We start from the raw sequence: 18668 nt of genomic DNA on the forward strand, positions 1-18668 counted from the left end.
CAAACGGAGAACTATCATGACCCCATTGCTACAGCTTTCTGGCATCACCAAGGTGTTCCCCGGCGTACGTGCTCTTGAGAACGTGCAGCTTGCGCTGTGGCCCGGCAAAGTGACGGCGCTTATCGGCGAAAACGGCGCGGGCAAGTCGACGCTGGTCAAAGTGATGACCGGCATATACCAGCCCGACGAGGGCGAAATTCTCTACAAGGCGATCCCCGTTCACCTTCCAACGCCGGAGTCGGCGCATAAAATGGGTATCACCGCCATACACCAGGAAACCGTCCTGTTTGATGAACTCTCGGTCACCGAAAATATCTTTGTTGGTCAGTACCTTCACAAAGGCTTCCTGAAAAAGCTCGACTGGCCGGAAATGCACCGCCGGGCGCAGGCTATTCTCGCCCGCCTTGAGGTGCAAATCGACCCGCGCGCAACGCTGAAAACCCTAAGCATCGCCCAGCGTCACATGGTGGCGATTGCCCGCGCGCTGTCGTTTGAGGCGCAGGTGGTGATCCTCGACGAACCCACGGCGGCGTTGTCGCAGCATGAAATCCTCGAGTTTTACCAGATTGTGGAGCGCTTAAAGCAGGAGGGAAAAGCCATCCTGTTTATCTCCCACAAGTTCGACGAGATTTTTGAGCTGGCCGATCACTACACCATTTTGCGCGACGGCGTGTTCGTCGGTGCAGGGGCAATAAATGAGATCACCGAGGAGCGGATGGTGTCGATGATGGTCGGGCGCGCCATTACCCAAACCTTCCCGAAAATCGACTGCGAAAAAGGCGAGACGGTGCTGGAGGTGAAAAACCTCTGCCATCCGACCGAGTTTGCGCATATCTCGTTCTCCCTGCGTAAAGGGGAAATCCTCGGCTTTTACGGGCTGGTGGGTGCCGGGCGTACCGAATTGATGCAGACGCTTTCCGGCGTCACGCGGCCATCGTCCGGGGAAATTATCCTCAACGGACAGCCCCGGCGCTTCCGCCAGCCTGCGGATGCGATCAAAGCCGGTATTGTCTGCGTGCCGGAAGAAAGGCAGAAACAGGGGGCGATTATCGCCCTGCCGATTGCCCAGAACATCAGCCTGCCTCAGCTTAGCACGCTCAATCCGAACGGCGTGCTGCATGACGACCGTGAATGGAAACTGGCGAACGAGTACGCCAAACGCCTGCAAGTGAAAGCCTTCAGCTGGAAGCAGGCGGTGGCGACCCTCTCTGGCGGCAACCAGCAAAAGGTGGTGATCGGCAAATGGCTGGCGACGCACCCTGACGTGATCATCCTCGATGAGCCAACAAAAGGCATCGATATCGGCTCAAAGGCAGCCGTGCATCAGTTTATGTCCGAGCTGGTCAGTCAGGGGCTGGCGGTGATTATGGTCTCGTCCGAACTACCGGAAGTGATGGGCATGGCGGATCGCATTATCGTCATGCACGAGGGGCTGATGGTGGCCGAATACCAGGCGGGAGACGCGACGGCGGAAACCATCGTCAGTGCCGCCAGCGGTGCAAAACAGGAGGCGGCATAATGCTTAGCTCACTCTTAAAACACCGCGAAGCCCTGCTGGGCGCGGTGATTATCCTGATGATCCTCGCCATTGGCAGCCGCGTGCCATCGTTTATCGCGCCGGGCAACCTGGTGGAGATGTTTAACGACACCGCCATTCTGATCGTCCTCGCGCTCGGGCAGATGATGGTGCTGCTCACTAAAGGCATCGACCTGTCGATGGCGGCCAATCTGGCCCTGACCGGGATGATTGTCGCCCTGATTAACTTCCATTACCCGGACGTGCCCGTCTGGGCGCTGCTGATCCTCGCCAGCGCGCTTGGGCTGCTGATGGGCGCGATAAACGGCCTGCTTGTGTGGAAGCTGGGCATTCCGGCGATTGTGGTAACACTCGGCACCATGAGCATCTACCGCGGAATGATCTTTTTGCTCTCCGGCGGCGGCTGGGTGAACTCCAACCAGATGGGTGCAGACTTCCTCGGCCTGCCGCGTGCGTCAGTGCTGGGCCTGCCGGTGCTGAGCTGGTGCGCCATCGCCGTACTGCTGCTGGTGGGCTACTTCCTGCGCTACAGCCGCACCGGACGGGCGCTCTACACCGCAGGCGGTAACGCCACGGCAGCGTACTACACCGGGATCAACGCCGGGAAAATGCAGTTCATCAGCTTCTGCCTTTCCGGTCTGCTGGCCGGGTTCTGCGGCTACCTGTGGATATCGCGCTTTGCCGTTGCGTATGTTGACGTCGCTAACGGTTTTGAATTGCAGGTGGTGGCAGCCTGCGTGATTGGCGGGATCAGCACCATGGGCGGCACCGGTCGCGTGCTCGGCTGTCTGTTCGGGGCGCTGTTCCTTGGCGTCATCAACAACGCCCTGCCGGTGATCGGCGTCTCCCCGTTCTGGCAGATGGCGATTTCCGGCTCGGTCATTGTCATCGCTGTGCTGCTGAACGAGCGCGGCAACAAACGCAAAGGCAGGCTGATCCTGCGCGACGCGGCGCTGGCACGTCAGAAACTGGCGGTGAAACCATGAGCAAAATGATGACATCTGAAGAGTTCAAACCCACTTCTGCGCCGGGCATCTTCCAGCGTCTGCTGTGCTGGGAGGGCTTCCTGCTGGCGGTGACGCTGGCGGTGTTTGTGGTGAACGCGCTCGCCTCGCCCTACTTCCTCAATATCTGGAACCTCTCCGACGCGACGTTCAACTTCACGGAAAAAGCGATCATTGTGTTGCCGATGGCGATGCTGATTATCGCCCGGGAAATTGACCTGTCGGTGGCCTCCACCATCGCGCTCAGCTCCACGGTGATGGGCTTTTGCGCGGCGGCGGGCGTCGATACGCCACTGCTGGTGTGCGTGGGATTAGGCGTCGGGCTACTGTGCGGGTTGTTCAACGGCATTCTGGTGACGCGCTTTAACCTGTCGTCCATCGTCATCACCATCGGCACCATGAGCCTGTACCGCGGGATCACCTACATCCTGCTCGGGGACCAGGCGCTGAACAGCTACCCGGAGAGCTTTGCCTGGTTCGGCCAGGGCTACGTCTGGGGCGCGTTGTCGTTTGAGTTCGCGCTGTTTATCGTCCTGGCCGCTCTGTTTGCCTTTGTGCTGCACCGTACCAACTTTGGCCGCCGCACCTACGCCATCGGCAACAACCCGACCGGCGCGTGGTACTCCGGCATCAACGTGAAGCGCCACAACCTGATCCTCTTCGCGCTGGTGGGGCTGATGTCCGGCCTGGCGTCGGTGCTGCTCACCTCGCGTCTGGGCAGCACCCGTCCGACCATCGCGATGGGCTGGGAGCTGGCGGTGGTGACGATGGCGGTGCTCGGCGGCGTCAACATTCTCGGCGGGTCCGGCAGCATGGTGGGCGTGATTATCGCCGCCTTCCTGATGGGGCTGGTGACCTTCGGCCTGAGCCTGCTCAACGTGCCCGGCATTGTGATGTCGGTGATTATCGGCGCGATGCTGATCGTGGTGATTTCGCTGCCGATTATTACCCGCCGGATTATGCAGCGAAGACGGATCTCATAGCCGGGTGGCACTGCGTTTACCCGGCCTGCTTAACCGTAGGCCCGCGCAAGCGCAGCGCCGCCGGGCATAAAATTCACAGTAATTAAGGAGAATTATCATGAGCTTTATGTTGGCACTCCCCAAAATCAGCCTGCACGGCGCGGGCGCGATCGGCGATATGGTCAATCTGGTGGCAAACAAACAGTGGGGAAAAGCGCTGATTGTCACCGACGGTCAGCTGGTGAAGCTGGGCCTGCTCGACAGTTTGTTTTCCGCGCTCGACGCCCATCAGATGTCGTATCACCTGTTCGATGAGGTATTCCCGAATCCGACGGAAGCGCTGGTGCAAAAAGGCTATGCGGCATATCAGGATGCGGAGTGTGATTACCTGATTGCCTTTGGCGGCGGCAGCCCGATTGATACCGCCAAGGCAATCAAAATCCTCACCGCCAACCCCGGTCCGTCAACCGATTACTCTGGCGTCGGCAAGGTGAAAAACGCGGGCGTGCCGCTGGTGGCGATCAACACCACCGCAGGCACGGCAGCGGAGATGACCAGCAACGCGGTGATCATTGACGCCGCACGACAGGTGAAAGAGGTGATTATCGACCCGAACATCATCCCGGATATCGCCGTGGACGATGCCAGCGTGATGCTTGATATTCCGGCCTCCGTGACCGCCGCAACCGGCATGGATGCCTTGACTCACGCCATTGAAGCTTACGTGTCCGTCGGCGCGCACCCGCTGACCGATGCCAACGCGCTGGAGGCGATTCGCCTGATCAACCTCTGGCTGCCGAAAGCGGTCGACGACGGTCACAACCTGGAAGCGCGCGAGCAGATGGCTTTTGGTCAGTATCTGGCGGGCATGGCGTTTAACAGCGCCGGTCTGGGGCTGGTGCATGCCCTGGCGCACCAGCCGGGCGCGACGCACAACCTGCCGCACGGCGTGTGCAACGCCATTCTGCTGCCGATCATCGAAAACTTTAACCGCCCGAACGCGGTTGCCCGATTTGCCCGCGTGGCGCAGGCGATGGGCGTTGACACGCGCGGCATGAGCGATGAAGCGGCCAGCATGTCAGCCATTCAGGCGATTCGCGACCTGAGCGCCCGGGTCGGCATTCCGTCCGGATTTAGCCAGCTCGGCGTGACCAAAGCCGATATTGAAGGCTGGCTGGATAAAGCTCTCGCCGACCCGTGCGCGCCGTGTAACCCGCGCACCGCCAGCCGCGATGAGGTCCGCGAGCTGTACCTGGAGGCTTTATGATCCGCAAAGCGTTTGTGATGCAGGTAAACCCGGACGCGCACGAGGAGTACGCGCGTCGCCACAACCCGATCTGGCCCGAGCTGGAAGCGGTACTGAAAGCCCACGGTGCGCACCACTACGCCATTTACCTCGACAAAGCCCGCAACCTGCTGTTTGCAACCGTGGAGATTGAATCGGAGGAGCGCTGGAATGCGGTGGCAAACACCGATGTCTGCCAGCGCTGGTGGAAACATATGGCTGACGTTATGCCGTCTAACCCTGACAACAGCCCGGTGAGTGCGGCGCTGAACGAGGTGTTTTACCTGGACTGATGTGTTAACGCTGCTGCCCCAGCGGTAGCAGCAATCTCCCGCCTGCCACTCAGCGTAAACGCCGACACCACCGTGATCGCCAGCACGAAACAGCCCAGTATCAGATACGTCTCCTGGAAGCCGACCCGGTCATACATATTTCCGGCAAAGGCGGAGAGGAAGATCGCCGCCGACTGTTTGGCAAACTGGAAGCCAATCAGGTAGATGGTGGCCGACAGGCGCGTATCAAACACCCCGGTGATGTACTTGAATGCCCCCACCAGCAGGAACGGGACTTCCAGCGCGTGCAGCATCTTCAGGGCAATCACCTCCACGGCGGTGGTGGCAAACGACGATCCGATAATGCGCGTCGCCATGATCACCCCGGCAATCAGCAGCGTGTTTTTCGCACCGATGCGGTTAATGATCCACGGCGAGCAGAACATGATGATCGCGTTACAGATTTCCCCCGCTGTGGTGGCGAAACCAAAGGCGCGGGTCCCCTCCTGCGGCGTGGCGAAGAAGGTTTTGAAGAAGGTAGCAAACTGCTGGTCGAAGACGTCATATACGCAGGCCACGCCAATCACGTACAGGATGAACATCCACATTCTGCGCTGGCGGAACAGGTTGAACACGGTTTTAGCAGTGATCTGCCGCTGGTTCGCGCCCAGGGCGTTCATGACCTGCGCCGTCTGGTTGGGCTTCGGTTTCGCGACCACCAGCAGCAGCATCAGCAACAGCGCCGCCGCCGATCCCATCCAGAAAACATACGACGGATCGATGCCGAACAGGATGCCGCCCGTTGAGGCGCACAGCCCCCAGCCGAGACAGCCGAACATGCGCGCCTTGCCGTACTCAAAAAAGCTGTTGCGGCTCACGCGTTCAATGTAGGCCTCAATCGCCCCCGAACCCGCTGAGAAGACAAAGCCGATATACAACCCACCGCTCAGCGCCCCCAGCCAGATATTGGTTTTCAGCAGCGGGGCGAAGACGTACAGGAAGAACGGCGCGAACAGGAACAGCAGCACCGAAATGATCCAAAGCAAATGTTTTTTCAGCCCCAGCTTGTCCGAAATGACCCCCAGCACCGGCTGGAAGGCAATGGCCGACAGCGAGATGCAGGAGAAAACAATCCCCGTATGGGTTTTGTTCAGGCCGATGATGTCCGACAGCCAGATCGGCAGGAACGGAAAACAGGTGGCCATGATGAAGAAGTAGAGAAAGAAGAACAGCCCGAAGATCCAGAAGTTAGGGTTGTCTTTGTGGGTACAGGTTGTTGTGTTCATTATTTTTATCCTCAACGGAGGGCCGGTTGCCCGGCCCGTCACCCTTACACGCGTTCCACACCAATCAGAATGGTGGTTTCCGGATCCAGAATCGGCAGCGCAATACCCGCCTGCATCAGCCATTCACCGCTTACCGTTTGCGGCGCGTCCATCCACGCCGGCAGCTTGCGCATGGTGTGCCCGCCCTCGCCCGTAATCTGAATGTTCGGGTGATCGAGCAGCGTGATGCGGTACTGCGCGCTGGCGTCTAACCCCGGCATGCGCAGCGGCATCATCAGGGTGTAATCCGGCATCGCGAGCTGGCTGACCAAAAACAGCCCCTGCGTCTTGTCTTCGCTCACTATACCCTGCGCCAGGGTGGTGGCGTCCGGCATATCCACGCGCCACTGGGTGCCGTGATGAATGACCCCGCGCCACCGCTTATACAGCGCGGCGTAATGTCGATAGCCTTCACGCTCCTGCGCGTCGACGGTGAGCGGATCCAGCTCCAGCCCCATATGGCCAAACAGCGCCGTCAGCCCGCGGAACTGAATGCTGTGCTGGCGGAAGGTAGCGTGACACTTATGATGACCGATATGCGCGCCCATCACCTCCGGCGGGAAGAAGTAGCTCATGCCGCGCTGGATAGTGTTGCGCTCCAGCGCGTCGTTATTGTCGGACGCCCAGAAGCGGTGGCAGCGGGTCAGCACTTCATAATCGATTCGCCCGCCGCCGGAGGAGCAGGATTCAAACTCAATGTGCGGGAAACGCTCGCCCAGCACGTCCAGCAGGCGATAAAACTGGCGCGTCTGGGCATCGGCGGCGGCTTTGCCCTTGTGCCCTGGCTGCACCAGCTCGCGGTTCATGTCCCATTTCACGTAGTCGACCGCGTGTTCGCCCAGCAGCCAACTCATGCGCTCGACCAGATAATCAAAGGCCTGCGGAATATTAAGATTGAGCACCAGCTGATGTCGCCCGGTCGCCTGGGCGTAGCCCGGCAGCGCCAGCACCCAGTCAGGGTGCGCGCGGTACAGATCGGAATCCGGGTTAATCATCTCCGGCTCAACCCAGATACCAAACTCCATGCCGAGCTGTTTAACGTGATCGATCACCGGCTTAAGGCCGTTCGGGTATTTTTTCTCGTCCAGATACCAGTCGCCCAGCGCGGCGTGGTCGTCGTTGCGGCCTTTGAACCAGCCGTCGTCAATGATAAAGCGCTCCACGCCCAGCGCTGCGGCCTCGTCGGCCATGCGCATGATGTAGTCCGGATCGTGGTCGAAGTAGATCCCCTCCCAGGTGTTGAGATGCACCGGGCGCGGTTTATCTTCCGGGAAGCGGATAACGTTATCGCGCAGGTAGCGGTGGAACTGCTGGCTCATGCCGTTCAGCCCGTGCGGGGAGTGGCTGGCATACAGGCGCGGCGTCCAGAGCGTTTCCCCCTCTTCAATCGCCATTTCACCCGGCAGGTAGAGCGCTTCGGCCTGCATATAACGGCGGCCATCGGTTTTCGCCTCTGCGCGCAGGCGGTGGTTGCCGCTCCAGCCCAGATGCACACCCCAGACGTGGCCGTGCATTTCACTGAATGACGGCGTACCTGAAATCAGTGCCGGGAAATGTTCGTGGGAGGTTTTACCCCGGCGGTTTTCAATCACGAAGCTGTCGTGCTCAAGCGTAACGCGGTGCGGCTGAAACTCCCTGATCCAGCGTCCGTGGAAGGCCATCACCTCCTGCGCGCGTTCGGCCACCGGCAGCGTCACGGCAAAGCGATCCACCTGCCACGCCAGCGTTTTCAGGTTGGTTAACCCATGGCGCACCACCAGTACGCCGCTGGCATCCAGCGTTATTTCACTGGTCAGGCGCAAGCCTGCATGCTCGTCTTCAGCAGTGATTGTCAGGGCGTTTAACGCCTGCTGCACCTGCGTGGTTTTAAATACCGGCGATCCGTCCAGCCCCTGGCGATGCCCCTCGATGCCCGGCGAGCCAAACAGCCCATGCCCCAGCTCTGCCATCAGCGTGACGGGGGAGTCGACGTCCAGCCTGCCGTTAGCAACCGGGCGCGCAATACTCAGGACATCCTGCGGCGAGAAGTGCTGAAGGTGCGGCCCCCAGTAGAGAATTTCGGCGAACGGGTGGGTTTTTAGCACCACGTCAACCGTATTGCTTTCAAGTCGAAAAATGGCATCTTGCATCGGACATCTCCTGTCATCGGGATGTCCTGAGTTTTGATCCGAAACGTTTCGGATACAAACCAAAACGTTTCGGATCTGTGATCGGGTTTGGAATTTTTCGTGTGATTAGGCCGTCTGGCCTGGGGAGAATTCTGGCTGCCAGAGCACCTGAAGGGTGTCAATGTCGTCGCCGTTAATCAGCTGGCGCACCATATCGGCAATCTGTTTCCCGACGCCCTGACGGGTAGACTGGATCACCGCCGCGACGTCGATATCGACAATGCTGTCCTGCGGTAAGCCGTCATAGACCACCAGCGAGACGGCATTTTCACCGGTTAAGCGTCCCATCTGCGCCAGGGCCATCGCTGCGCCGTCGCCGTGGGTGTTGCAGTCGGTAATGATGGCCGTGGGCGGCTGCGGCAGGGAGAGAAGTTCTTGCGTGGTGGCATAACCCACGCGGCGCGAAGGGGGCATGGCGCGCAGCCATTCGCTGGAAAGCCCGGCTTCCCGCAGCGCGTCCAGGTAGCCCTGGCGGCGCTGGGTGATGAATGCCTGGTTGTTGCTTTCGCCCAGCAGCGCAATGCGCTGATGGCCTTTCTCGATCAGCCAGCGGGTGGCCTGATACGTACCGGCATAGTTGTCGAAATCGAACCACGCGTACGGCTGCGGGAGCTGGCTGCGGCCGAGCGCCAGGAACGGAAACCCGGCGGCCTGAAGCTGCTCAAGACGCGGATCGTGATCCAGCGTATGCGCCACTATCAGCGCATCCACGCGTCGGCTTTGCACCATGCGCATATAGCTGTGTTTGTCCGCCAGATCGTCGTCAGCGATGAGCAGCAGGTCAATTTCATGTCGCGCCAGTTCGTGGCTAATTTCGCCGACCATGTCCATAAAAACGCTGTTATTGAGCGGAACAGGATGCACCGGAAATACCAGCCCGACGGCGTCGATTTTGCCCATCTTCAGGCGACGGGCAAAGGTATTTGGTCGGTAGCCACGGCGCTGGGCCTCCGCTTCCACGCGGGCGCGCGTCTCAGCAGAAACGTCGTCATATCCGTTGAGGGCGCGGCTGACGGTGGTAACAGACAGCCCCAGTTCTTTGGCAATGGCTTTAAGCGACATGATTTTCCGTATCTTCTTTAGTTTTGTTCCGCCACCAGCAGCGCGTGCGTATCGGGCTCCAGCGCCTTAAAGATATGCGGCTGGTCAGCGGGGTAGCAAATGTAATCTCCCGGGCCGAGTTCTTCCGCCGCGTCGATCAGACCGACCATCGCCCGCCCCTGGGTCACGATAATATGCTCAACCGAACCAGGCGGATGGGGCTGGGAAATACGGTCTGCCCCCGGCTGAGTCAGCAGCAGATAGATATCACGACGCGCGCCCGGCGGACACGCCGCGAGCAAAATCGCCTCGTAGTTCGCCTGCCCGGCGACGACTTTTGTGCCCTCGCCGCGGCGGATGACCTGCGTGACGGGTTGCTGCGGCTCCAGTAACCGGGCAAACGGAATATCCAGCGCCACGCAAAGCGACCACAGCGTTTCCAGGCTAGGATTGCCGTTGCCAGACTCCAGTTGTGAAAGCGTGGATTTGGCGATCCCGGCACGGCGGGCAATTTCCGCCAGTGAGAGCCCGGTTCGCAGGCGTTCTCGTACCAGGCTTTTGGCGATCACGCTGATTGGCTGCGTCATAAAAACGGCCTCTTTCCCTCTATAACGAACGAATCGTTCGCCTTGTAAAACGATTTTGATGCGTTCATTATAATGGAAATACGTTCGATATGGCTAAAATGGTATGAAGAAACACCTCTCCTGTCTGAAAGGCGACACGATAAAAGCGATCGTCCTGGTCTGCCTCGCGGTGGGCGTAGTCGGCATGTCTTATGGCTCACTGGCGATGGCCTACGGTTTCCCGCTGTGGGTGCCGTTTGTCCTCTCCCTCACGGTGCTGGCAGGCGCATCCGAGTTTATGTTTATTGGCATCGTGGCGAGCGGCGGGAATCCGCTGGCAGCGGCCGCGGCCGGTTTACTGGTAAACGCGCGCCATGTGCCGTTCGGCGTAACGGTGCGTGACCTGGTGGGCAAGCGCGGCCTGAGCTTTCTGGGCTGTCATATCATGAACGATGAAAGCGTGGTGTTCGGCCTTTCGCAAAAAACCGCCGAGCAGCGTAAAGCGGCCTACTGGCTGTGCGGCCTGGGCGTGGCAATTATCTGGCCGCTGGGGGCGGTGCTGGGGGCGATGGTCGGCAAGCTGCTGCCAGACCCGGAAACCATCGGGCTGGACGCGGTGTTCCCGGCGATCCTGCTGGCGTTAGTGGTGCCGGCATTTAAAAACCGTACCACGCTGATCCGCGCCTGTAGCGGCGCAGTGTTGTCGCTGGCCGCCGTACCGTTTGTGCCGGTGGGTCTGCCGGTGCTGCTCTCTTTGCTCGGCCTTGCCGCGAGGAAAAAATAATGGAAAACATGACGGTCTTTATTCTCGGCATCGCCATTCTTTCTGCCGGAACCTATCTGATGCGTCTTGGCGGAGCGAAGCTTGGCAACCGGCTGGCGCTTTCAGAACGGTCGCAGGCGCTGCTTTCAGACGCGGCTACCGTTTTGCTGTTCTCCGTCGCGCTGGCGACAACGTTTTATGAAGGGGACCATTTTGCCGGGATGGCACGTGTGCTGGGCGTGGGGTTCGCGGTGTTTCTGGCCTGGCGCAAAATGCCGTTAATTGTGGTGATCGTCGCGGCGGCGGTGGTGACCGCACTGCTGCGTCTGGCAGGCATAAACTAAAAAGCGCCCCAGGGGCGCTCTTTCGACGGTATAGCGGAATTATTTGTTCAGTTCAGCGGTCATGTGTACGCGGTTACCGGTGAATGCCTGGGTAATTTTGTAGGATGACGCGCCCGCTTCCTGAGCCTGTGCAGCGATTTTAGCTTCTGCACCATCCAGGGTAGAGGCGGATGCGGTCACTGTCTGCGCAGCGAAAGAACCAAAAGAGGTAGCCAGAGCGATTACTGCGACAAAAGTTTTGATGCTTTTCATGAGATAAACCCTTTCGTTAAGTTGTTTAGATAAGGCGCTGTGCCTTGATGAGATAAATATTAGACCTCATCATGAACAACTAAAAGCGGAAGGATTTGCTATACTCATTCAAAATTACTGATCAACTATCAATCGCTGCGGATGAGTGTAAATAGTTGCTCTACCCGGCTTGCAGAACCCCACCAGCGTCAGGTTGCAGCGCTCCGCCACTTCCACCGCCAGCGTGGTTGCCGCTGACACCGCAAACAGAATTTCCACGCCGCACATGGCGGACTTTTGCACCATCTCATAGCTGGCGCGGCTGGAGACTAACGCCGCGCCCTGCTGCCAGACGTTGCTTTCCCGAGCGCGGCGACCTAACAGCTTATCCAGCGCGACGTGGCGGCCCACATCTTCATGACCGCCGGCAATGTTGCCTGACGGCAATATCCATGCCGCCGCGTGGGTACAGCCGCTGAGCTGACCGATGGGTTGCACGTCGTTCAGGTGCTCAAGCGCCCGATCAAGGTGCGCCAGATTGAACGTCTGGGTGAACGGCAGCGGGATAATGGGTTTGCCGATATCGTTAAGCTGTTCAACGCCGCACACGCCGCAGCCGGTACGTCCGGCCAGCGCCCGGCGGCGCTCTTTCAGCCCCATAAAGCGGCGGCTGGAGAGTTCGATTTGCACTTCAAGACCATTACAGGCATGAACCACATCCATGCCGTAGATCTCCTGCGGATGCGCAATGATGCCTTCCGAGAGGGAAAAACCTATGGCGAACAGCTCCAGATCTTTCGGCGAGGCCATCATCACCACATGCGAAATACCGTTGTAAACCAGGGCAACGGGGACCTCTTCCGCCAGAAAATCCGGCGTGGCATGTGAAATGTGAGGCGGTCTGTGTACCGACAGTTCCACAATACCCGCAGGCAGTGGCGACGCGTGGGCAACACGGTTTTGTTTAGACACAACGGTATTCCTGAACAACCACGGAAGTGAGCCTGCTATTGCAACACAAACGGCAGGCCTTACGCATAGTATGGATCAACTTTTCAGCAACCATTCTCCTACTCAATACGGAGGGGTGCAACCGATCACCTGCTACACCTCTTTAACATGCACAGGGTAAAATGTGATTGATATCACATTTTATAATCAATGCCGTGATAATACGTTCACTTTGTTTTAACCCCGTTGGAACAGGCGTACCGACATTGTGGTATTCTGGGCTTATCCCTCGGAGAAATGAGGGATTAACGCAAATTTTTCTCCTTTGCGGTTAATTCTCAACCGCAGAGTAAAACTACATAGCAATGTCGTAATGAACCAAGGAGTGACCCATGCAGGTCAGCAGAAGGCAGTTCTTTAAGATCTGCGCTGGCGGTATGGCAGGCACCACGGCGGCGGCACTGGGCTTTGCGCCCGGTGTAGCGCTGGCGGAAACACGGCAGTATAAACTGCTGCGCACCCGCGAAACCCGTAACACCTGTACGTACTGCTCCGTCGGCTGTGGGCTGTTAATGTATAGCCTCGGCGACGGTGCGAAAAACGCCAAAGCATCTATTTTCCACATCGAAGGCGATCCGGATCACCCGGTAAACCGTGGTGCACTCTGTCCGAAAGGGGCCGGTCTGGTAGATTTTATCCACTCCGAAAGCCGCCTGAAGTTTCCTGAGTATCGCGCTCCCGGCTCTGACAAATGGCAGCAAATCAGCTGGGAAGAAGCGTTCGATCGCATCGCTAAGCTGATGAAAGAAGACCGCGATGCCAACTTTATCGCGAAGAATGCCGAAGGCACCACCGTTAACCGTTGGCTCTCCACCGGCATGCTGTGTGCTTCAGCGTCCAGTAACGAAACCGGCTATTTAACCCAGAAATTTACGCGCGCACTCGGTATGCTCGCGGTCGACAACCAGGCGCGTGTCTGACACGGACCAACGGTAGCAAGTCTTGCTCCAACATTTGGTCGCGGTGCGATGACCAACCACTGGGTCGACATCAAGAACGCCAACCTTATTGTGGTGATGGGCGGTAACGCCGCTGAAGCGCACCCTGTCGGGTTCCGCTGGGCGATGGAAGCCAAAATCCACAACGGCGCGAAGCTGATTGTGATCGATCCCCGCTTTACGCGTACAGCGTCAGTGGCGGATTTCTACACCCCTATTCGTTCAGGTACTGACATCACTTTCCTGTCAGGCGTACTGCTGTACCTGATGACCAACGAAAAATATAACCGCGAGTACACCGAAGCCTATACCAACGCCAGCCTGATCGTGCGTGAGGATTACAGCTTCGACGATGGCCTGTTCAGCGGTTACGACGCCGAAAAACGCAAGTACGACAAAACCAGCTGGAACTACGAGCTGGACGAAAACGGCTTTGCGAAGCGCGACACCACCCTGCAACACCCGCGCTGCGTGTGGAACCTGCTGAAAGAGCACGTTTCCCGCTACACGCCGGAGGTTGTCGAAAACATCTGTGGGACGCCGAAAGCGGATTTCCTGAAGGTGTGCGAGTTGATTGCGGAAACCAGCGCGAAAGATAAAACCGCGTCGTTCCTGTATGCGCTCGGCTGGACGCAGCACTCCATCGGCGCGCAGAACATCCGCACCATGGCGATGGTTCAGCTGCTCCTCGGCAACATGGGGATGGCAGGCGGCGGCGTGAACGCCCTGCGCGGTCACTCCAACATTCAGGGTCTGACCGACCTCGGCCTGCTGTCTCAGAGCCTGACGGGTTACATGAACCTGCCGAGCGAGAAACAGACTGACCTGCAAACCTACCTGACGGCCAGCACGCCAAAACCGCTGCTCGAAGGCCAGGTGAACTACTGGGGCAACTATCCGAAGTTCTTCGTCTCGCTGATGAAAGCCTTCTACGGCGACAAGGCGACGGCGGAAAACAGCTGGGGCTTTGACTGGCTGCCGAAGTGGGACAAAGGTTACGACGTACTTCAGTACTTCGAAATGATGCACCAGGGCCAGGTCAACGGCTATATCTGCCAGGGCTTTAACCCGGTGGCATCGTTCCCGAACAAGAACAAGGTTGTCGAGTCTCTGTCGAAGCTGAAGTTCCTGGTGACAATTGACCCGCTCAATACCGAAACGTCTACGTTCTGGCAGAACCACGGTGAGTCGAACGACGTCGATCCGTCGAAGATTCAGACCGAAGTGTTCCGTCTGCCGTCCACCTGCTTCGCGGAAGAGAACGGGTCTATCGTCAACTCCGGCCGCTGGTTGCAGTGGCACTGGAAAGGCGCAGACGCCCCGGGCATCGCCCTGAACGACGGCGAGATCCTGGCCGGCATCTTCTTACGCCTGCGTAAGATGTACGCCTCTGAGGGCGGCGCAACGCCTGAGCCGGTACTGAACATGACCTGGAACTACTCGACGCCGGAAAACCCAGCGCCGGAAGAAGTGGCCATGGAGAGCAACGGTAAAGCGCTGGCGGACGTTATCGACCCGGCGACCGGTGCGGTGCTGGCGAAGAAAGGCGATCAGCTCAGCACCTTCGCGCACCTGCGCGATGACGGTACGACGTCAAGCGGCTGCTGGATCTTTGCCGGGAGCTGGACGCCGAAAGGCAACCAGATGGCCAACCGCGATAACGCCGACCCGTCGGGCCTCGGTAATACGCTGGGCTGGGCATGGGCGTGGCCGCTTAACCGCCGCATCCTCTATAACCGTGCCTCCGCTGATCCGCAGGGCAACCCGTGGGATCCGAAGCGTCAGCTTCTGAAGTGGGACGGCGCGAAATGGGGCGGCGTGGATATTCCGGACTACAGCACTGCCGCACCAGGCAGCGATGTCGGGCCGTTTATCATGCAGCCTGAAGGGATGGGCCGTCTGTTTGCTATCGATAAGATGGCGGAAGGGCCATTCCCGGAACACTACGAGCCGTTTGAGACGCCGCTGGGTACTAACCCGCTGCACCCGAACGTGGTCTCTAACCCGGCAGCCCGTATCTTCAAGAGCGATTTTGAAGCGCTGGGTAAAAAGGACAAGTTCCCGTATGTCGGCACCACTTACCGTCTGACCGAACACTTCCACTACTGGACCAAGCACGCGCTGCTGAATGCCATCGCGCAGCCGGAACAGTTTGTGGAGATCGGCGAGAAGCTGGCGAACAAACTCGGCATTGCCCATGGCGATACCGTGAAGGTCTCCTCTAACCGCGGCTACATCAAAGCCAAGGCGGTGGTGACCAAGCGTATTCGCACGCTGAACGTTCACGGTCAGCAGGTGGATACCATCGGCATCCCGATTCACTGGGGTTATGAGGGCGTGGCGAAGAAAGGGTTCATTGCGAACACCCTGACGCCGTTCGTCGGTGATGCGAACACGCAGACGCCGGAGTTTAAGGCCTTCCTCGTGAACGTGGAAAAGGTGTAACGGAGACGACTTATGGCTTATCAATCTCAAGACATTATCCGTCGTTCCGCGACTAACGGTTTCACGCCCGCGCCTCAGGCGCGGGACCACCAGCAGGAAGTGGCGAAGCTTATCGACGTGACCACCTGTATCGGCTGTAAAGCCTGTCAGGTGGCCTGCTCTGAGTGGAACGACATCCGTGACGAAGTGGGTCACAACGTCGGGGTGTACGACAACCCGGCGGACCTGACCGCCAAGTCCTGGACGGTAATGCGTTTCTCGGAAGTGGAGCAGAACGACAAGCTGGAATGGCTTATTCGCAAAGACGGCTGTATGCACTGTGCGGATCCGGGCTGCCTGAAGGCGTGTCCGTCAGAAGGGGCTATCATTCAGTATGCCAACGGCATCGTCGACTTCCAGTCCGAGCAGTGCATTGGCTGCGGCTACTGCATCGCGGGCTGTCCGTTCGACGTGCCGCGCATGAACCCGGAAGACAACCGCGTCTACAAATGTACGCTGTGCGTTGACCGCGTAAATGTCGGCCAGGAGCCAGCGTGCGTGAAGACCTGTCCAACCGGCGCTATCCACTTTGGCTCTAAAGAGGATATGAAAACGCTGGCGGCAGAGCGCGTGGGCGAGCTGAAAACTCGTGGTTACGATAACGCGGGCCTCTACGATCCGGCCGGGGTTGGCGGTACGCACGTCATGTACGTGCTGCACCACGCCGACAAGCCGAACCTGTATCACGGCCTGCCGGAGAACCCGGAAATCAGCGCCACCGTGAAGTTCTGGAAAGGTATCTGGAAACCGCTGGCCGCGGTCGGTTTTGCGGCCACCTTCGCAGCGAGCATCTTCCACTACGTCGGCGTTGGTCCGAACCGCGCGGAAGAGGAAGACGACAACCTGCATGAAGAGAAAGACGAGGTGCGCAAATGAGAAAACGTGACACCATCGTGCGCTACACCGCGCCGGAACGTATCAACCACTGGGTCACCGCCTTCTGCTTCATGCTGGCGGCGATAAGCGGGCTGGGGTTCTTCTTCCCGTCCTTCAACTGGCTGATGCAGATCATGGGGACACCACAGCTGGCGCGTATACTGCACCCGTTTGTGGGCGTCATCATGTTCGCGTCGTTCATCATCATGTTTTTCCGTTACTGGCACCATAACCTAATCAATCGGGATGATATCTTTTGGGCGAAGAATATTCGTAAGATCGTCGTCAACGAGGAAGTAGGTGATACCGGGCGTTATAACTTCGGCCAGAAATGCGTATTCTGGGCGGCGATTATCTTCCTGGTCCTGTTGCTGGTGAGCGGCGTGATCATCTGGCGTCCGTACTTTGCGCCTGCTTTCTCAATCCCGGTGATCCGATTTGCGCTAATGCTGCATTCATTTGCCGCAGTAGCGTTAATTGTGGTTATCATGGTGCATATTTACGCCGCCCTTTGGGTGAAAGGCACCATTACCGCGATGGTGGAAGGCTGGGTCACCAAAACGTGGGCGAAGAAACATCACCCGCGCTGGTACCGTGAAGTCCGCCAGAAACAGGAAAAGTCATCTGAATGAGTATTCGCATAATCCCGCAAGATGAGCTGGGGTCGAGCGAGAAACGTACGGCGGAGTATATTCCGCCGTTGTTATTCCCCAGACTCAAGAACCTCTACAACCGCCGCGCAGAGCGTCTGCGCGAGCTGGCAGAGAACAACCCGCTGGGCGATTTTCTGCGTTTTGCCGCGCTGGTCGCCCATGCGCAGGAAGTGGTGCTGTACGACCATCCGCTGCAAATGGACCTGACCGCACGCATCAAAGAAGCCAACGAACAGGGCAAGCCGCCGCTGGACATTCACGTTCTGCCGCGCGACAAGCACTGGCATAAGCTGCTGCATTCGCTGATTGCCGAGCTGAAGCCCGAGATGAGCGGCACGGCGCTGGCGGTCATTGAGAACCTGGAAAAAGCCTCAGAGCAAGAGCTGGAAGAGATGGCGAGCGCGCTGTTTGCCTCCGACTTCTCGCTGGTGAGCAGCGATAAAGCGCCGTTCATCTGGGCTGCGCTGTCGCTCTACTGGGCGCAAATGGCGAGCCTGATCCCAGGCAAAGCCCGCGCCGAATACGGCGAAGCGCGCCAGTTCTGTCCGGTGTGTGGTTCAATGCCGGTCTCCAGCATGGTACAGATTGGTACGACACAGGGGCTGCGCTACCTGCACTGCAACCTGTGTGAAACCGAATGGCACGTGGTGCGCGTGAAGTGCAGCAACTGCGAGCAGACCCGCGATCTGAACTACTGGTCGCTGGAAAACGAAGACGCGGCGGTGAAAGCCGAAAGCTGCGGCGACTGCGGGACTTACCTGAAGATTCTGTATCAGGAAAAAGACCCGAAAGTCGAAGCGGTGGCCGACGATCTCGCCTCGCTGATTCTGGACGCCAAAATGGAGCAGGAGGGCTTTGCCCGCAGCTCGATCAACCCGTTCCTGTTCCCGGGTGAAGGGGAGTAATCTCCTGTGACAGTGCCGGGCGGCGCGAGCTTGCCCGGCCTACACCTCGACAGCAATACCTGCCGTCTTATATGCCAGATGCTCTTCAGCCCGTAGTCCAGGATCCGTCTAAAGACGCGTTATCGCTTTAGCATCGCTTCCACGGCAAATCTCAGGCAACATCCGCACTTTATGTCTGTGACGAAAGCAGATAATAAAAAAGCTCTCGCCTTTGCGAGCAGCTTTCAAGACTTTTCCCCTCAATAATATTCTTGTTTTCTTTTGAATCAAACCAGGCTATAAAGCTGTACATTCATACAGTTA

17 protein-coding genes are annotated in these 18668 nt (G+C 58.5%); 11 read left to right on the forward strand and 6 right to left on the reverse strand.

The genetic code is table 11. The features are described from left to right. Nucleotides 1-16 precede the first annotated feature (16 nt). The 5 genes from ACOTXD_RS19735 (at nt 17) to rhaM (ending at nt 5081) form a co-directional block, all read left to right on the forward strand. Nucleotides 17-1519 carry a sugar ABC transporter ATP-binding protein gene (locus tag ACOTXD_RS19735; protein WP_061856739.1) on the forward strand — a complete coding sequence of 501 codons (1503 nt, stop codon included), beginning with the start codon at nt 17-19 and terminating at the stop codon, nt 1517-1519. Continuing rightward, the gene (locus tag ACOTXD_RS19740; protein ID WP_061856738.1) at nt 1519-2523 is read left to right on the forward strand and encodes an ABC transporter permease; all 1005 of its coding nucleotides are present in this window, start codon (nt 1519-1521) and stop codon (nt 2521-2523) included. Before ACOTXD_RS19735 ends, ACOTXD_RS19740 begins: the two co-directional genes overlap by 1 nt. Next, nucleotides 2520-3524 carry an ABC transporter permease gene (locus tag ACOTXD_RS19745; protein ID WP_003861982.1) on the forward strand — a complete coding sequence of 335 codons (1005 nt, stop codon included), beginning with the start codon at nt 2520-2522 and terminating at the stop codon, nt 3522-3524. The genes ACOTXD_RS19740 and ACOTXD_RS19745 overlap by 4 nt, the downstream gene beginning before the upstream one ends. 97 nt (nt 3525-3621) lie before the next feature. Beyond that, a complete protein-coding gene (fucO, locus tag ACOTXD_RS19750) occupies nt 3622-4770 on the forward strand; it encodes a lactaldehyde reductase (protein WP_003861980.1) in 1149 nt (382 codons plus the stop codon). Continuing rightward, nucleotides 4767-5081, forward strand: coding sequence for an L-rhamnose mutarotase (gene rhaM, locus ACOTXD_RS19755; protein ID WP_022652074.1), 315 nt, complete (start codon nt 4767-4769; stop codon nt 5079-5081). Before fucO ends, rhaM begins: the two co-directional genes overlap by 4 nt. Here rhaM and ACOTXD_RS19760 read toward each other — a convergent pair. From ACOTXD_RS19760 to ACOTXD_RS19775, 4 genes are all read right to left on the reverse strand, one after another. After that, the gene (locus ACOTXD_RS19760) at nt 5069-6346 is read right to left on the reverse strand and encodes an MFS transporter (RefSeq protein WP_003861977.1); all 1278 of its coding nucleotides are present in this window, start codon (nt 6344-6346) and stop codon (nt 5069-5071) included. The genes rhaM and ACOTXD_RS19760 overlap by 13 nt on opposite strands. 44 nt (nt 6347-6390) lie before the next feature. Further along, the gene (locus ACOTXD_RS19765) at nt 6391-8514 is read right to left on the reverse strand and encodes an alpha-galactosidase (RefSeq protein WP_032608117.1); all 2124 of its coding nucleotides are present in this window, start codon (nt 8512-8514) and stop codon (nt 6391-6393) included. Nucleotides 8515-8619: 105 nt separating this feature from the next. Continuing rightward, complete coding sequence (locus tag ACOTXD_RS19770; protein WP_003861974.1) at nt 8620-9615, reverse strand: LacI family DNA-binding transcriptional regulator; 996 nt, start codon at nt 9613-9615, stop codon at nt 8620-8622. A 17-nt stretch (nt 9616-9632) separates the two neighbouring features. Next, nucleotides 9633-10181, reverse strand: a complete 549-nt coding sequence (locus tag ACOTXD_RS19775) for a helix-turn-helix domain-containing protein (protein ID WP_003861973.1) — start codon at nt 10179-10181, stop codon at nt 9633-9635. A gap of 103 nt (nt 10182-10284) precedes the next feature. Between ACOTXD_RS19775 and ACOTXD_RS19780 the strand changes: the two genes are divergently transcribed. Together ACOTXD_RS19780 and ACOTXD_RS19785 are read left to right on the forward strand one after the other, a co-directional pair. Continuing rightward, nucleotides 10285-10944, forward strand: a complete 660-nt coding sequence (locus ACOTXD_RS19780; RefSeq protein WP_061856737.1) for an AzlC family ABC transporter permease — start codon at nt 10285-10287, stop codon at nt 10942-10944. After that, nucleotides 10944-11267: an AzlD domain-containing protein gene (locus ACOTXD_RS19785; RefSeq protein WP_003861969.1), complete on the forward strand. Its 324-nt coding sequence runs from the start codon at nt 10944-10946 to the stop codon at nt 11265-11267. The genes ACOTXD_RS19780 and ACOTXD_RS19785 overlap by 1 nt, the downstream gene beginning before the upstream one ends. Nucleotides 11268-11306: 39 nt before the next feature. Here the strand turns inward: ACOTXD_RS19785 and ACOTXD_RS19790 are convergent, their stop codons facing one another. Together ACOTXD_RS19790 and fdhD are read right to left on the reverse strand one after the other, a co-directional pair. After that, on the reverse strand, nt 11307-11519 hold the full coding sequence (locus ACOTXD_RS19790) for a DUF1471 domain-containing protein (RefSeq protein ID WP_003861966.1): 213 nt from the start codon (nt 11517-11519) through the stop codon (nt 11307-11309). A gap of 114 nt (nt 11520-11633) precedes the next feature. Continuing rightward, complete coding sequence (gene fdhD / locus ACOTXD_RS19795) at nt 11634-12470, reverse strand: formate dehydrogenase accessory sulfurtransferase FdhD (protein ID WP_003861964.1); 837 nt, start codon at nt 12468-12470, stop codon at nt 11634-11636. A 371-nt stretch (nt 12471-12841) separates the two neighbouring features. Here fdhD and fdnG point away from each other — a divergent pair, with 371 nt between their 5' ends. From fdnG to fdhE, 4 genes are read left to right on the forward strand one after another with little or no spacing between them, the layout of a single operon-like run. After that, entirely contained in the window at nt 12842-15892 is a 3051-nt protein-coding gene (gene fdnG, locus ACOTXD_RS19800; protein WP_086623598.1) for a formate dehydrogenase-N subunit alpha, read from the forward strand. 12 nt (nt 15893-15904) lie between these two features. Next, a complete protein-coding gene (fdxH, locus tag ACOTXD_RS19805; protein ID WP_003861960.1) occupies nt 15905-16807 on the forward strand; it encodes a formate dehydrogenase subunit beta in 903 nt (300 codons plus the stop codon). Then, nucleotides 16804-17439, forward strand: a complete 636-nt coding sequence (gene fdoI, locus ACOTXD_RS19810; protein WP_003861958.1) for a formate dehydrogenase cytochrome b556 subunit — start codon at nt 16804-16806, stop codon at nt 17437-17439. The genes fdxH and fdoI overlap by 4 nt, the downstream gene beginning before the upstream one ends. Continuing rightward, nucleotides 17436-18365, forward strand: coding sequence for a formate dehydrogenase accessory protein FdhE (gene fdhE / locus ACOTXD_RS19815; RefSeq protein ID WP_023323896.1), 930 nt, complete (start codon nt 17436-17438; stop codon nt 18363-18365). The genes fdoI and fdhE overlap by 4 nt, the downstream gene beginning before the upstream one ends. Nucleotides 18366-18668 lie beyond the last annotated feature (303 nt).

The sequence above is a fragment of the Enterobacter cloacae complex sp. CDL013 genome (genome assembly GCF_049238805.1).
GTDB classification, from domain to species: domain Bacteria; phylum Pseudomonadota; class Gammaproteobacteria; order Enterobacterales; family Enterobacteriaceae; genus Enterobacter; species Enterobacter hormaechei_C.

What these genes read in the sequence shown, in the direction of transcription:
- ACOTXD_RS19745 (WP_003861982.1), top strand. Translation starts at nt 2,520, where the DNA reads ATGAGCAAAATGATGACATCTGAAGAGTTCAAACCCACTTCTGCGCCG.
- fdhE (WP_023323896.1), top strand. Translation starts at nt 17,436, where the DNA reads ATGAGTATTCGCATAATCCCGCAAGATGAGCTGGGGTCGAGCGAGAAA.
- fucO (WP_003861980.1), top strand. Translation starts at nt 3,622, where the DNA reads ATGAGCTTTATGTTGGCACTCCCCAAAATCAGCCTGCACGGCGCGGGC.
- ACOTXD_RS19775 (WP_003861973.1), bottom strand. Translation starts at nt 10,181, where the DNA reads ATGACGCAGCCAATCAGCGTGATCGCCAAAAGCCTGGTACGAGAACGC.
- ACOTXD_RS19780 (WP_061856737.1), top strand. Translation starts at nt 10,285, where the DNA reads ATGAAGAAACACCTCTCCTGTCTGAAAGGCGACACGATAAAAGCGATC.
- ACOTXD_RS19770 (WP_003861974.1), bottom strand. Translation starts at nt 9,615, where the DNA reads ATGTCGCTTAAAGCCATTGCCAAAGAACTGGGGCTGTCTGTTACCACC.
- fdxH (WP_003861960.1), top strand. Translation starts at nt 15,905, where the DNA reads ATGGCTTATCAATCTCAAGACATTATCCGTCGTTCCGCGACTAACGGT.
- ACOTXD_RS19760 (WP_003861977.1), bottom strand. Translation starts at nt 6,346, where the DNA reads ATGAACACAACAACCTGTACCCACAAAGACAACCCTAACTTCTGGATC.
- ACOTXD_RS19765 (WP_032608117.1), bottom strand. Translation starts at nt 8,514, where the DNA reads ATGCAAGATGCCATTTTTCGACTTGAAAGCAATACGGTTGACGTGGTG.
- ACOTXD_RS19785 (WP_003861969.1), top strand. Translation starts at nt 10,944, where the DNA reads ATGGAAAACATGACGGTCTTTATTCTCGGCATCGCCATTCTTTCTGCC.
- ACOTXD_RS19740 (WP_061856738.1), top strand. Translation starts at nt 1,519, where the DNA reads ATGCTTAGCTCACTCTTAAAACACCGCGAAGCCCTGCTGGGCGCGGTG.
- fdoI (WP_003861958.1), top strand. Translation starts at nt 16,804, where the DNA reads ATGAGAAAACGTGACACCATCGTGCGCTACACCGCGCCGGAACGTATC.
- ACOTXD_RS19735 (WP_061856739.1), top strand. Translation starts at nt 17, where the DNA reads ATGACCCCATTGCTACAGCTTTCTGGCATCACCAAGGTGTTCCCCGGC.
- ACOTXD_RS19790 (WP_003861966.1), bottom strand. Translation starts at nt 11,519, where the DNA reads ATGAAAAGCATCAAAACTTTTGTCGCAGTAATCGCTCTGGCTACCTCT.
- rhaM (WP_022652074.1), top strand. Translation starts at nt 4,767, where the DNA reads ATGATCCGCAAAGCGTTTGTGATGCAGGTAAACCCGGACGCGCACGAG.